Origin of the sequence: Vibrio sp. 10N.222.52.C12 (genome assembly GCF_041474215.1) — a bacterium.
GTDB classification, from domain to species: domain Bacteria; phylum Pseudomonadota; class Gammaproteobacteria; order Enterobacterales; family Vibrionaceae; genus Vibrio; species Vibrio crassostreae_C.
On record NZ_JBFRTR010000112.1, the window covers coordinates 18122 to 31259 of the forward strand.

At 44.5% G+C, this 13138-nt stretch carries 10 protein-coding genes, 1 pseudogene and 1 other annotated feature; of the genes and pseudogenes, 7 read left to right on the forward strand and 4 right to left on the reverse strand.

Features of this window, described 5'->3' with window-relative positions; genetic code table 11:
* The first annotated feature begins 30 nt into the window (after positions 1 to 30).
* From AB4623_RS19240 to AB4623_RS19250, 3 genes are all read left to right on the forward strand, one after another.
* On the forward strand, positions 31 to 1782 hold the full coding sequence (locus tag AB4623_RS19240; RefSeq protein WP_372147182.1) for a diguanylate cyclase domain-containing protein: 1752 nt from the start codon (positions 31 to 33) through the stop codon (positions 1780 to 1782).
* A gap of 174 nt (positions 1783 to 1956) precedes the next feature.
* Positions 1957 to 4326 (forward strand): aerobic respiration two-component sensor histidine kinase ArcB, encoded by a 2370-nt coding sequence (gene arcB, locus AB4623_RS19245; RefSeq protein ID WP_372147184.1) that lies wholly within the window; start codon positions 1957 to 1959, stop codon positions 4324 to 4326.
* Positions 4327 to 4333: 7 nt separating this feature from the next.
* A complete protein-coding gene (locus tag AB4623_RS19250; RefSeq protein WP_017070077.1) occupies positions 4334 to 4777 on the forward strand; it encodes a hypothetical protein in 444 nt (147 codons plus the stop codon).
* A 136-nt stretch (positions 4778 to 4913) separates the two neighbouring features.
* On the opposite strand, the gene arcA is transcribed toward AB4623_RS19250, so the two are convergent.
* Entirely contained in the window at positions 4914 to 5630 is a 717-nt protein-coding gene (gene arcA / locus AB4623_RS19255; RefSeq protein ID WP_004741534.1) for a two-component system response regulator ArcA, read from the reverse strand.
* Between the two features lie 429 nt (positions 5631 to 6059).
* Positions 6060 to 6161 (reverse strand): annotated as a pseudogene (locus AB4623_RS19260) (ribonuclease activity regulator protein RraA); the annotation flags it as partial.
* A gap of 47 nt (positions 6162 to 6208) precedes the next feature.
* On the opposite strand from AB4623_RS19260, the gene AB4623_RS19265 reads away from it, so the two are divergent.
* Entirely contained in the window at positions 6209 to 6694 is a 486-nt protein-coding gene (locus AB4623_RS19265) for a putative 4-hydroxy-4-methyl-2-oxoglutarate aldolase (protein ID WP_017059310.1), read from the forward strand.
* A 112-nt stretch (positions 6695 to 6806) separates the two neighbouring features.
* Here the strand turns inward: AB4623_RS19265 and AB4623_RS19270 are convergent, their stop codons facing one another.
* Entirely contained in the window at positions 6807 to 7265 is a 459-nt protein-coding gene (locus AB4623_RS19270) for a ribonuclease regulator (protein ID WP_372147186.1), read from the reverse strand.
* Between the two features lie 317 nt (positions 7266 to 7582).
* Positions 7583 to 7701: a sequence feature (Thr leader region), on the forward strand.
* A 29-nt stretch (positions 7702 to 7730) separates the two neighbouring features.
* Here AB4623_RS19270 and thrA point away from each other — a divergent pair.
* Genes thrA through thrC form a run of 3 tightly spaced genes read left to right on the forward strand, consistent with a single transcriptional unit; the run spans position 7731 to position 12444 of the window.
* Entirely contained in the window at positions 7731 to 10190 is a 2460-nt protein-coding gene (gene thrA, locus AB4623_RS19275; RefSeq protein ID WP_372117818.1) for a bifunctional aspartate kinase/homoserine dehydrogenase I, read from the forward strand.
* A gap of 17 nt (positions 10191 to 10207) precedes the next feature.
* Positions 10208 to 11164 carry a homoserine kinase gene (gene thrB, locus AB4623_RS19280; protein ID WP_032545653.1) on the forward strand — a complete coding sequence of 319 codons (957 nt, stop codon included), beginning with the start codon at positions 10208 to 10210 and terminating at the stop codon, positions 11162 to 11164.
* Positions 11161 to 12444 (forward strand): threonine synthase, encoded by a 1284-nt coding sequence (gene thrC, locus AB4623_RS19285; protein ID WP_017059314.1) that lies wholly within the window; start codon positions 11161 to 11163, stop codon positions 12442 to 12444. The genes thrB and thrC overlap by 4 nt, the downstream gene beginning before the upstream one ends.
* Positions 12445 to 12521: 77 nt before the next feature.
* Here thrC and grcA read toward each other — a convergent pair whose 3' ends face one another.
* Positions 12522 to 12899: an autonomous glycyl radical cofactor GrcA gene (gene grcA, locus AB4623_RS19290; protein ID WP_017059315.1), complete on the reverse strand. Its 378-nt coding sequence runs from the start codon at positions 12897 to 12899 to the stop codon at positions 12522 to 12524.
* Positions 12900 to 13138: the final 239 nt, after the last annotated feature.

The following is a 13138-nucleotide window of genomic DNA, read 5'->3' on the forward strand; positions in this document are numbered from 1 at the left end:
AATAGATTTTATGGTATAGATTGAGAGTAAATGGAACTGGTAATGACTTGGTTGTGGGACAGGGCGTATGGCTACGGTATTTATATCGTTGTTGTATTGCTGATTGCTCTCATCTGCTGGCATCTCTATTCTCGTTATCAGTCGCATATCGAAACGCTTCTACTTGCTACCCCGTCGCCACTCTACTTTGTTGATGCTCGAAGTGGCGAAATACTCTATGCCAATCGCCAAGCCATGCAGTTGCTTGGTATCCGCCAAATCGGTGTTAATTTTCGCTTTCCTACTGTGGAAAGCGAGAACAGCTTTCGTCACTACTTAACCAACCACATCAACTCTCGAGCCTTCGAGCAGGTCTCCCTGTGGGCGCTTTCTGAATTTGAGTCGTTCAAGATCAACTTGATCGGTCGTAAGATCCATTTTAGAAATAAGCAGGCTTGGATGATTCACGCCTCACCTTATAAAAACACTAACGAAGAACTGTCCCAAGAAGTTCGAGAACTGAATGTTGCTCGTACCGCTTTGGATTCTTTGTCTGAGCTGATCTACGTGAAAGATCAGAAAGGTCAGTTAGTGACGAGTAATCGCTCGTTTAAAAAGTTTTGGCATGGTCGTGCTGAAGAGGGCACCCTGAGTGTTTCTGGTGGAGTATTAAAAGGTCGTGTAAGTGAACGCTCTTGGACTACAGATCAAGATGGAAAAAGCTGCTTGCTTGAAACCTACCAAAGTGTCTTGCTCTCGCAAGATGGAGAAACCATCGGCACGCTCTCTATTAGTCATGATGTGACCGATTGGCATGACATGCAGCAGAAACTGCGTGGCGAGATGGAGAAGCGAAAAGATACCGAAGTGGCACTTGCGCAGCGTGACACCATCTTGCAAAACCTCCTGGAGGCCAGCCCAGACTCGATTGGTATCTTTAATGAAAACATGGTTTATCAAGCGTGTAATAAACCATTTGTGGCTGCGCTGGGTATCTCTGAAGTCAGTGACTTGATCGGTAAACGTTTACAAGATGTGGTGCCACATAGCATCTATACGCGAATATCAGAAACCGATCATCAAGTGCTTCATCAAAGTAAATCACTGCGTTATATCGACAAAGTGGTCTCAAGTGATGGAACATTTACTTGGTATGATGTAGTCAAATCACCGTTTAGAGATCCAGCATCGAGCACTAATGGTGTGTTGATCATGGCGCGTGATATTACAGAGCGTTATCTAGCAGAACAAAAGCTTGAAGAAGCCAACCTTGAACTTGAACGCCTCAGCTTTATGGATAGCCTGACTAAAGTGTCTAACCGACGTCGTTTCGATGAACAGCTCTCTACACTGTGGCATTATCATGTGCGTGAGAAGCTGCCACTGACGATCATGCTATGTGATATCGACTTCTTTAAAGGCTACAACGACTTTTACGGACACCAACAAGGCGATGATGCTTTGATTCAGGTTTCTCAGGCATTTAAGCAGGTGTTGAATCGTTCATCTGATTGTGTGGCTCGTTATGGTGGTGAAGAGTTCGGCTTTATTCTGCCAAATACAACGACCGAAGGTGCTCAGCTGGTGGCGCAGCGTATTCATGATGAAGTCCTAAAATTGGAACTTGCGCATGAGAAGTCGACAGTCTCTGAATTCATCACGGTGAGTATTGGTATTATCTCTTACATTCCTACACCTGATGATGAAATGGAATCGGCTGTTGCCTTGGCTGATAGTGCGTTGTATCAAGCGAAATCAGACGGTCGCAACCGTTCAATGGTGCATCCATACTCAATTCGCTAACGCTATAAAATTGGCAATTTGATTATCCCCGGCTATTTTTGCTTAGTTAGTATTTGTATTGGTTAATTAACCTTCGAAATTACCGCTGAACACTTGCTGCGTGTGATGTAGCTAGCTTACCTCCCATCTTCAAACAGGGTAGAATGTTGCTAGTCTTATCGCATGGAGCGCTAAATGAAACCCATGAAAAATCTTGCCCAGTATTACGTGGATCTACTCGTAAAACTGGGGATTGTCCGCTTTTCTATCTTACTCGCCCTAGCGCTTGTTGCCCTCGCTGTTGTTGTGCAAGTCGGTATCACCCTTGCACTCAAAGGCAATGTTGATGACATCGACATTGTCCGTTCAGTTTTCTTCGGTTTAGTGATCACGCCTTGGGCGGTTTATTTTCTGTCAGTGGTCGTGGACCAGTTGGAAGAATCACGTCAAAGGTTAGCGAAATTGGTCTCTAAACTTGGCGACATGCGTGAGCGAGACCAAGAACTCAACAATAAAATGCAGCTCAATATCGAGAAGCTTAATCAAGAAATTGAAGAGCGTGAAAAAGCGGAAGAAGCGCGCGCAGAAGCAATGCAAGATCTCGAAAACGAGGTGTTCCAGCGCGAGCGTACTCAGCTTGAACTCGCAGAACGTACTGCACTGTTACGCTCGTTTATCGATGCCTCGCCTGACCTTATTTACTACCGTAATGAAGATGGTGTGTTCTCTGGTTGTAACCGTGCGGTTGAAGAGCTCACTGGTAAAACAGAAAAAGAGCTAGTTGGTTTAACTCCTTGGGATGTTTACAGTAAAGAGGTCGCTCAGCAAGTTGTTGAAACCGATAAGAAAGTATTTGCTGACAACCAAGCACTGACTTATGACCAATGGCTTGAATACCCAGATGGCCGCAAGAGTTACTTCGAACTGCGTAAAGTGCCTTTCTACAGCAAAGATGGTCGTCACTTGGGCTTGGTTGGTTTTGGCCGCGATATTACTGAACGTAAAGAGCATCAAGAGTCGTTAGAAAAAGCCAGCCGCGATAAGACCACCTTTATCTCAACTATTAGCCACGAGTTAAGAACGCCGCTCAACGGCATCATTGGCTTGAGCCGCATGCTGCTTGATAGCCAACTGACCACCGAACAGCGCAAGCAGATGCAAACCATCAAGGTGAGCGCGGTGACACTGGGTAATATCTTCAACGATATTATTGATATGGATAAGTTCGACCGCCGTAAGCTTGAACTCTTCCCTACGCCTATTAACTTTGAAGATTTCGTTGTCGAGATCGAAAGTATCTCTGCGTTGATGGCTGAGCAGAAAGGGTTAAGGTTCGATCTAGAAAGATTGTCTGATCTTCCAGCTGCTGTTGAGGTGGATGGTACTCGTCTTAGACAGGTACTGTGGAACCTTGTTAGTAACGCGATGAAGTTCACCAAAGATGGTGGAGTGGTGATGACAGTCAGCGCCGACATTGATGGTGACTTTGCCAACATTACGATGGAAGTGGAAGATACTGGTATTGGTATCCCTGAAAGTGAAATCGAGAAGATCTTCGCGATGTACTATCAGGTGAAATCGGGCACGGACAACTTGCACGCTGTCGGCACGGGTATTGGTCTCGCTGTCTCTCAACAGCTAATTAATATGATGGATGGCCACATTGAAGTCATCAGTGAAGAGGGCTTTGGCAGTACCTTTACGGTTTCGATTCGAGTTCCAGTGAATCACGATACTCAGGCTCTGATCAAAACGCCAAGAAAACAGTCGAATCTTAAGATCTTTATGGTCGAAGACATTGAACTCAATATCACAGTGGCTCGCTCTCTACTTGAAAGCCTTGGCCATGAAGTGACAGTCGTGATGACGGGTAAAGAGGCACAAATTGCTTTCAACCCTGAAGACTATGATTTGGTGTTGTTGGATATCCAACTGCCAGACATGACGGGTTTCGACATTGCTCAATACTACCGCGAGAAATACAGTCAGCTACCACCTTTGGTGGCATTAACTGCGAACGTCTTAAACAACAAGCAAGAGTACTTCCAGAAAGGCATGGACGAAGCGATCAGCAAACCTTTGTCGGTTCGAGCTATCCAAGATGTGATCAGTGAACTTATCGAAGATGCACCAGAGGTAATTGAGAAGGTAGCGGGCACGGATAAGGTTGAGAGCATTGATAAAGTCGACGCGAGTAAGCCTGTTCTTTCAGCAATTGATACCACTTTGCTTGATATTGATATGCTAGAGTCTTATGTTGATATTGTTGGACCGAAACCGGTTTTAGATAGCATCGCGATGTTCGAAGATATGATGCCGGAGTATATGGAAATATTGAACTCCAACATGGTCGCGAAAGATAAAGCCAGTATCGTTTCTGAAGCACATAAGATTAAAGGTGCAGCAGGTTCTATTGGCCTGAAACGCATCCAACAAGTTGCCCAGAAAGCTCAATCTCCAGATATGCCTGCGTGGTGGGAGAACATTTCAGATTGGGTTGATGAGATAAATAACGAATACCAGAATGACATTGAAGTCTTAAAGAGTTGGTTAAATCAAAGGTAGAAGAATAATGAAAAAATTAGCATTCGCCGCATGTGTAGTGGCATTAGCGGGTTGTTCTACGCCACAAGTAGAATGGCAGCAAGATAATCAAGTCGAAGTATCTGCAGCAACAGTTACCATGAAAAGCAACCTTTGGCACAACAAGATGCCAACGATTGGCGAGACTCAAGATAAGACCCTGCATGGTTCTATCTACCTAGAGTCAGATTCACAACTGCCAGCAACGCTTGCGGTTGAGAGTGTTACGGTTAAGCAGGGTGCAGACACCTTGTTGGTAACGGCTGACGATCTTGATTTAAGAACACACAGTGAAACTCAATGGGAAGTCGCGTTTGTATGGCAGCTAGAGATCGACAGCGACAAGCCTGTTGATGTAGCGGTTGAACTTAAAGATGGCGAAACCGTGAAGTGGTTAGTAGAGAAAGACGTTAAGGTGGATACGGTTTACTAAAACCTTATCCAATTAAGAACAATAAAAAAGGGAGAATGCGTTGGCATTCTCCCTTTTTAATAACTATTGATGACGCTTCTATTGTTAATAACACTTACTTGTGAGTAGTGCTAAATGGTAAGAAGCGCGAATCGAATTAGTCTTCTAGGTCACCACAAAAGCGGTAGCCTTCACCGTGAATCGTTGCGATGATTTCTGGCGTACCAGAAACAGATTCAAAGTGCTTACGAATACGACGGATTGTTACGTCTACAGTACGATCGTGTGGCTTAAGCTCACGGCCAGTCATCTTCTTAAGAAGGTCTGCACGTGTTTGGATCTTACCTGGGTTCTCACAGAAGTGAAGTAGAGCACGGAACTCTGAACGAGGTAGCTTGTAGCCTTCGCCATCTGGGCTAACCAGAGAACGACTGTTGATATCTAGTACCCAACCGTTGAACTCGTACTTCTCAACGCTACGCTTCTCTTCTTGAACAGAGCTTGTGCTCATTGAACGGTTCAGAAGGTTGCGTGCACGGATAGTCAGTTCACGAGGGTTGAAAGGCTTAGTGATGTAGTCATCAGCGCCGATCTCTAGGCCAAGGATCTTATCAACTTCATTATCACGACCAGTTAAGAACATAAGCGCTACGTTTGCTTGCTCACGTAGTTCACGCGCAAGTAGTAGGCCATTCTTACCTGGAAGGTTGATGTCCATAATTACAAGGTTAACTTGGTTGTCAGATAGCACTTGGTGCATCTCTTCACCGTCGCTAGCCTCAAAAACAGCATATCCCTCTGCTTCAAAAATACTCTTTAGAGTGTTACGAGTTACTTGCTCATCTTCAACGATAAGAATCTGCGGGGTTTGCATTTGGCGGTACCTAAATTTGTGACGAAACTGTGCTAATAGAATAAATTCTAGGCAAAAACATAACATACAGGTAATGTATTTTTGATGATAACTTAAAGTTTTCAAAAAAACACTTACTTCCAGCTATCTGCCTTCCTTGAAGTATTGCCCAATAACGTAGATCCAGTACGCCTTTCAATCATTCTTTTAGTGATTGGAGTGGATTCTATAATGTTAACAGCATGCTAACAACGCGAGAATGTTAATTCCATTCACTTTGTTGATTTACATCAATTGCCGTATCGCAACAAACTTTAATAGTATGGCTACAACTTAACCAATGTTATGGTGACTATTTAGCACCAAAACAAGAATGATTATTCTAGATGCTTCGCACATCTTGCCTGCTAAAGACCGGATTATGAACCAAGGAAGCTGAAAGCTGTCTTAAGAGTCTAGTAGATAAATATGCTCAATCAACTTTTATTGAGTAATAAATTGAGCATAGAACAATGAAAACAAAGGATTAATTTTAATAACATATAAAAGCATAGAGGCTAGCCTGACATAACCGGTAACGCCTTACTCACGGAGGATATATGCACGATATAACACCCGACTTGTGTGATGAGTTTGAAAGCGAAGTCACCCTACTGAACATGCCATTGCAGAACTTCGGTCAACGTGGTGCGTTCTTTGGAAAAATTGTAACAGTTCGTTGTTATCACGATAATTCCAAGGTTCGCGAGGTTTTAGAGACCGACGGCTGCGGCAAAGTGCTTGTCGTTGACGGAAATGGCTCATGCCAGAAGGCACTGCTTGGCGATCAACTCGCTATTCTCGCGATAGAAAACGGTTGGGAAGGCGTGATTGTAAACGGTGCGGTGCGTGATGTTGGCATGATGTCGCAAATGGACCTTGGCGTTCAAGCGTTAGGTGCATCGCCATTCAAAACAGAGAAACGCGGTGTCGGCCAAGTGAATGTGACGCTCTCTATACATAATCAACTGATTCAGCCTGGTGACTATATTTATGCCGATTGGAATGGTGTGTTAATTTCATCTGAGTTGTTAATTGAATCGTAACTGACTCAAATTTAATGCCGTTAATAGATTAGAGCGGGGAATGGTTTGTGATGTGCTGAATGCTTGTAGTTCAATCCGAGTTAGTTAGTAAATAAAGAACAAGCTAAAGAGACTAAAAGCGAAACCCTAATCCCACTTCAACACCTTGCTGCCACTCTTCATAATCAAGGGTGGCATGCAAATCTAGGTTATCTGTCAGTTGCACTCGGCTGGAAACTTCTGCGGCTACCGATTTCTCATTGTCTTCGGTTTCGTCTTTATAGGTGTGCAGAGAACTGTTGAAAGAGACTCTTTCTGAGAACTGATAACTGACACCGCTTAAGAATCCACTTTCCTGTTTCAGTGCCGCACTATTGATACGTGTACCGACGTAAAGATCCACATCTGAAAATAAGCTATAAGAGTAGCCACTGTCTATCTTCCAAGTATCGAAGCTTTCACTCGACGCGTTTTGTGTGGAGATAAAGAATTTATGAGAAGAACGATCGATCTGGCTGGGTAGTAGAGGCAAGCTATTCGCTGAACAAACAACAGGCATAGCAAAAACCAAAAGAATAAGTAATCTCTTCATTTCCCACTCCTGATGTCATTATTATTGTTCTTCGAACGTTATCGTTCAATTAAAGCACAGAACTTGTACGTTCGCTGCACAATCGATATAGCATTTTGTTATGACTATATATGCAACTGATCACTCTTGCCTGTTCAATGAGTAAATCCAGTATCTTAAGTGAAGGTTTATACAGGGTGTTTTATCCCTTAAATGACGGTTTGCTCTGAAAAACGGTGCGAATGTAAAAAAAACGCAACTTTTCATTGACGTCCAGTGGTAAAAATTGATACACGTAGAGTAAAGCACAAGCAGAGAATTTGATATGCAGCACGTAAGCCACCTAGTAATGACCACAACCATTATTATTACCGACATTCACATTGTTGGGGCAGGCTGCTAAGTAACGGATTTTAAAAAAAAGGCCTGTATCCAACAAGATACAGGCCTTTTTTTGTACCATTTTTATGACTTATGGAGAAAGGGATGCGCGTTTTAAAGTTTGGAGGTTCATCATTAGCTGATGCAGATCGTTTTTTACGAGCAGCAGATATCATCGCTAATAATGCCCAGCAAGAAGAGCTAGCCGTTGTACTATCGGCTCCAGGAAAAACAACCAATAAGCTGGTTGCTGTTATTGAAGCAGCACTAAAAAATGGTGAAGCAGACGTACAGATCACCGAGATCGAATCATCATTCGCTGCATTGTTTGCAGAGATTCAAGCTGTATTGCCGTCAGTCGATGGCTCTGCATTTCAAGAGCAGGTCGATACTTCTCTTGCTCAACTTAAGCAGTTCGTGAATGGTATTAACCTACTGGGTATGTGCCCAAATCACGTAAATGCTCGCATCATCAGTAAAGGTGAGCGAATTTCAATCCAGTTGATGAAAGCGGTACTTGAAGCGAAAGGCCAGCCAGCAAGCCTGATTGACCCAGTTCAATACCTATACGCTAAAGGTGACCACCTTGAAGCTATGGTCGATGTGGATGTTTCAACTCAGAACTTCCGTCAATCACCGCTTCCACAAGGTCACGTGAACATCATGCCGGGCTTTACGGCTGGTAATGAAAAAGGTGAGCTAGTAACGCTTGGTCGCAATGGCTCTGATTATTCAGCAGCGGTTCTAGCGGCATGTCTACGCGCTGATTGTTGTGAGATCTGGACAGATGTCGATGGTGTTTACAACTGTGACCCGCGTTTAGTGGATGATGCTCGTCTTCTTAAATCGCTAAGCTATCAAGAAGCGATGGAGCTTTCTTACTTCGGCGCTTCGGTTCTACATCCGAAGACTATCGCTCCTATCGCGCAATTCCATATTCCTTGTCTAATCAAAAACAGCTTCAACCCACAGGGTGCAGGTACTTTGATCGGCCAAGACACTGGCGAAGATAACCTAGCAATCAAAGGCATCACTACGCTAAGTGACCTAACGATGGTTAACGTATCAGGCCCAGGTATGAAGGGCATGGTAGGCATGGCGAGTCGTGTATTCGGCGCGATGTCTTCTGCAGGCGTTTCTATCGTCCTTATTACTCAATCCTCTTCTGAGTACAGCATCAGCTTCTGTATTGAATCGGCTGACAAAGTGAAAGCGAAGCAAGTGCTATCAGATGCGTTTGAACTTGAGCTGAAAGATGGCCTATTAGAGCCTGTTGAGTTCATGGACGATGTCGCGATTGTTACGCTAGTGGGTGACGGTATGCGCACTTCACGTGGCGTGGCGTCTCAATTCTTCTCTTCTTTAGCTGAAGTGAACGTCAACATCGTTGCTATCGCGCAAGGTTCTTCTGAACGCGCGATCTCTGCGGTTATCCCTGAAGACAAAATCTCTGAAGCGATCAAAGCGTGTCACGAGAACCTATTTAACTCTAAGCACTTCCTTGACGTATTCGTTGTTGGTGTTGGTGGTGTTGGTGGTGAGCTTGTTGACCAGATCCAACGTCAACAAGGCAAACTGGCTGAAAAAGGCATCGTGATTCGCGTATGTGGTTTAGCAAACAGCAAAGGCTTATTGCTAGATAGCGATGGTCTACCGCTAGAGCAGTGGCGTGACCGTATGTCGAGTGCGACTGAAGAGTTCAGCCTAGCGCGTTTAGCGGCTTTGGTTCAACGTAACCACATCATCAACCCAGTATTGGTTGATTGTACGTCTAGCGAAGGTATTGCGGCGCAGTACGCTGATTTCCTAGCGGCTGGTTTCCACGTAGTAACACCAAACAAGAAAGCAAACACAGCAAGCATGGCTTACTACCATCAGCTTCGTGAAGTTGCACGCAACTCACGTCGTAAGCTGATGTACGAGACAACAGTAGGTGCAGGTCTACCGGTCATCGAAAACCTACAGAACCTTATCTCTGCAGGTGATGAACTTGAGAAGTTCAACGGCATTCTTTCAGGTTCACTGTCTTACATCTTCGGCAAGCTTGATGAAGGTATGACACTGAGCCAGGCAACCAATATTGCAAAAGATAACGGCTTCACTGAACCGGATCCTCGAGATGATCTATCTGGTATGGATGTGGCGCGTAAGTTGCTTATTCTTGCTCGTGAAGCAGGCATGGCGCTTGAACTTGAAGATGTTGAAGTAGACCAAGCTCTGCCACCGGGTTTTGATGATTCAGGTACGGTTGAAGAGTTCATGGCTCGCCTACCAGAAGCGGATGCTTACTTCAAAGAGCAGTCAGCTATCGCAGCAGAAGAAGGTAAAGTACTTCGTTATGTGGGTGAAATCGCTGAAGGTAAGTGTAAGGTTCGTATCGCTGCTGTTGATGGCGACGACCCAATGTTCAAGATTAAAGATGGCGAGAACGCATTAGCATTCTACAGCCGTTACTACCAACCAATCCCTCTAGTACTGCGTGGCTACGGCGCGGGTACTGAAGTAACAGCTGCTGGCGTATTCTCTGATGTGATGCGTACTCTTGGTTGGAAATTAGGAGTTTAAGAATGAGTTCAAGTGATATGGATGTTGTCGTTTATGCTCCTGCATCAATCGGTAATGTCAGTGTAGGGTTTGATGTGCTGGGGGCCGCTGTGTCTCCAGTGGATGGCACGCTGCTAGGTGACCGAGTTATGGTTAAAGCCGGTGATGAACCATTCTCACTTAAAACTGCAGGCAGCTTTGTTTCTAAGCTGCCAACTGAAGCAAAAGAAAACATCGTTTACGACTGCTGGGTGGTGTTCTCGAGAGAGCTTGATAAAAAAGGCGTTACGCTAAAGCCTTTAGAAATGACACTAGAAAAGAACATGCCTATCGGTTCAGGTTTGGGTTCTAGTGCATGTTCAATCGTCGCGGCACTGGATGCGCTAAACCGTTTTCACGGTCAGCCCCTGAATGAAACTGAACTGCTTGCTCTGATGGGTGAAATGGAAGGCAAGATTTCAGGTGGTATCCACTACGATAACGTTGCGCCATGTTACCTTGGTGGTGTGCAGCTCATGCTTGAAGAGCTAGGCATCATCAGCCAAGAAGTACCGTGTTTTGACGACTGGTACTGGGTAATGGCTTATCCGGGTATTAAGGTTTCAACGGCTGAAGCGAGAGAGATCCTACCATCTCAATATCGTCGTCAGGATATTATTGCTCATGGTCGTCACTTAGCGGGCTTTATCCACGCGTGTCATTCAGGTCAACCTGAACTGGCGGCGAAGATGATCAAAGACGTGATCGCTGAACCATATCGTGAGAAACTGCTTCCAGGGTTTGCTGATGCTCGTAAATACGCGCTGTCAGCTGGGGCACTGGCTACTGGTATTTCTGGTAGTGGTCCAACTCTATTTAGCATTTGCAAAGAACAAGATGTCGCCGAGCGTGTTGCACGCTGGTTAGAACAAAATTACGTACAAAATGAAGAAGGATTCGTTCACGTTTGTCGCCTAGATAAGCAGGGTTCGATCGTTACAGGAAGTGAGTTATGAAACTGTACAACATCAAAGAAAATGATGAACAAGTCTCTTTTGGCCAAGCCGTTCGTCAAGGCTTAGGCCGTAATCAAGGTCTATTTTTCCCATCTGAACTGCCAAAGTTTGATGATATCGATGCGCTGCTAGCAGAGGACTTTGTCCCTCGTAGCTCAAAGATTCTGTCAGCATTGATTGGTGATGAATTACCAAAAGAACAGATCGACCAAATGGTGGATGCAGCGTTCCAATTCCCTGCACCAATCAACCAAGTAAAAGACGGCGTTTACGCGCTTGAGCTTTTCCACGGTCCAACACTGGCGTTTAAAGATTTCGGTGGCCGCTTTATGGCTCAATCTTTAGCAGCTGTTTCTGATGGTGGTCAAATCACTATCTTAACGGCAACATCAGGTGATACTGGTGCGGCGGTTGCGCATGCTTTCTACGGCATGGAAGACATCAATGTTGTGATTCTTTACCCGAAAGGCAAGATCAGCCCACTGCAAGAGAAGCTGTTCTGTACGCTTGGCAAGAACATCCACACTGTGGCGATTGATGGTGACTTTGATGCGTGTCAGGCTCTAGTTAAAGACTCATTTGATGACGCTGAACTGCGTAAAGAGATCGGTCTTAATTCGGCAAACTCGATCAACATCAGCCGTTTAATGGCTCAGATCTGTTACTACTTTGAGGCGGCTTCTCAGCTGACTAAAGAGCAACGTGAAAACCTCGTTATCTCTGTACCAAGTGGTAACTTTGGTAACCTAACTGCTGGTCTATTGGCTAAAGCGCTAGGTCTACCTGTTAAGCGTTTTATCGCAGCAACTAACGAAAATGACACTGTTCCTCGTTACCTAGAAACAGGTCAATGGGATCCAAAACCGACTGTTGCGACAACATCGAACGCGATGGACGTAAGCCAACCAAACAACTGGCCTCGTATCGAAGAGCTTTGCCAACTGAAAGGTTGGGGCTTAGATACACTAGGCAAAGGTAAAGTATCTGACGAGCAGAGCGCTGAGTCAGTTCGCGACCTAAAAGCACAAGGTTACCTATGTGAACCACATGGTGCGATTGCTTACCGTCTACTGGAAGAGCAACTGCAAGAGAACGAAACTGGCTTGTTCCTGTGTACAGCACACCCAGCGAAATTCAAAGAAGTGGTTGATGACATCCTAGGTTCTGATATCGAACTGCCTGGCCCGCTAGCAAAACACGCGGCGATGGAATTGTTGTCTGAAGATCTTGATAACGATTTTGAAGCGCTAAAAGCTGTGCTTCGTCGAGTTCAACCGTAACGTCCATTTGTTTTTCGAACAAATAAAAACGGCGCTCAATGAGCGCCGTTTTTGTATTCTAATTTAAGCTCTAAAAATTATAGAGACTCAGTGAACGTACGTGCGATAACGTCACGTTGCTGTTCAGTTGTTAGAGAGTTGAAACGTACAGCGTAACCCGATACACGGATAGTTAGCTGTGGGTAGTTCTCTGGGTGAGCAACTGCGTCTTCTAGCGTTTCACGCTTAAGAACGTTAACGTTTAGGTGTTGACCACCTTCGATGCGTGGTGCTGCTTCGATTGCAACTTCACGGCTTTCGTACTCGCCTAGGTCTGCAGCTGAGATAACTTGGTCAGCTTCGAAACCTGCAGTAGCAACAACACAACGAGCTTCATTCTTCTCGCTATCTAGTAGCCAGATTGAGTTTAGTAGGTCATCGTTTGCTGCTTTAGTAATTTGAATACCTTGGATCATAACTATCTCCTAGTCCACTGAATGTGGTTTGATTATGGTGTTAACTTTCGATTTTTATTGAGCTGGGTAATATATACCTAATATTAGTAAGGTTAACATTGATTTAAGTCAAAAAACAACCAAAAACCATATTTTTACAAAGGTGATTATATTGAGGTAAATCAATAAAACCTTTGAAAACAAAGTAATTACAAAATATTTTAAAGTATAAAAAATATTTAACAGTCATATTTGTTGTA

Coding starts and splice junctions, on each gene's coding strand:
- AB4623_RS19270 (WP_372147186.1), bottom strand. CDS start 7,265: ATGAAGAGATTACTTATTCTTTTGGTTTTTGCTATGCCTGTTGTTTGT.
- AB4623_RS19265 (WP_017059310.1), top strand. CDS start 6,209: ATGCACGATATAACACCCGACTTGTGTGATGAGTTTGAAAGCGAAGTC.
- arcB (WP_372147184.1), top strand. CDS start 1,957: ATGAAACCCATGAAAAATCTTGCCCAGTATTACGTGGATCTACTCGTA.
- grcA (WP_017059315.1), bottom strand. CDS start 12,899: ATGATCCAAGGTATTCAAATTACTAAAGCAGCAAACGATGACCTACTA.
- AB4623_RS19240 (WP_372147182.1), top strand. CDS start 31: ATGGAACTGGTAATGACTTGGTTGTGGGACAGGGCGTATGGCTACGGT.
- thrC (WP_017059314.1), top strand. CDS start 11,161: ATGAAACTGTACAACATCAAAGAAAATGATGAACAAGTCTCTTTTGGC.
- thrA (WP_372117818.1), top strand. CDS start 7,731: ATGCGCGTTTTAAAGTTTGGAGGTTCATCATTAGCTGATGCAGATCGT.
- thrB (WP_032545653.1), top strand. CDS start 10,208: ATGGATGTTGTCGTTTATGCTCCTGCATCAATCGGTAATGTCAGTGTA.
- AB4623_RS19250 (WP_017070077.1), top strand. CDS start 4,334: ATGAAAAAATTAGCATTCGCCGCATGTGTAGTGGCATTAGCGGGTTGT.
- arcA (WP_004741534.1), bottom strand. CDS start 5,630: ATGCAAACCCCGCAGATTCTTATCGTTGAAGATGAGCAAGTAACTCGT.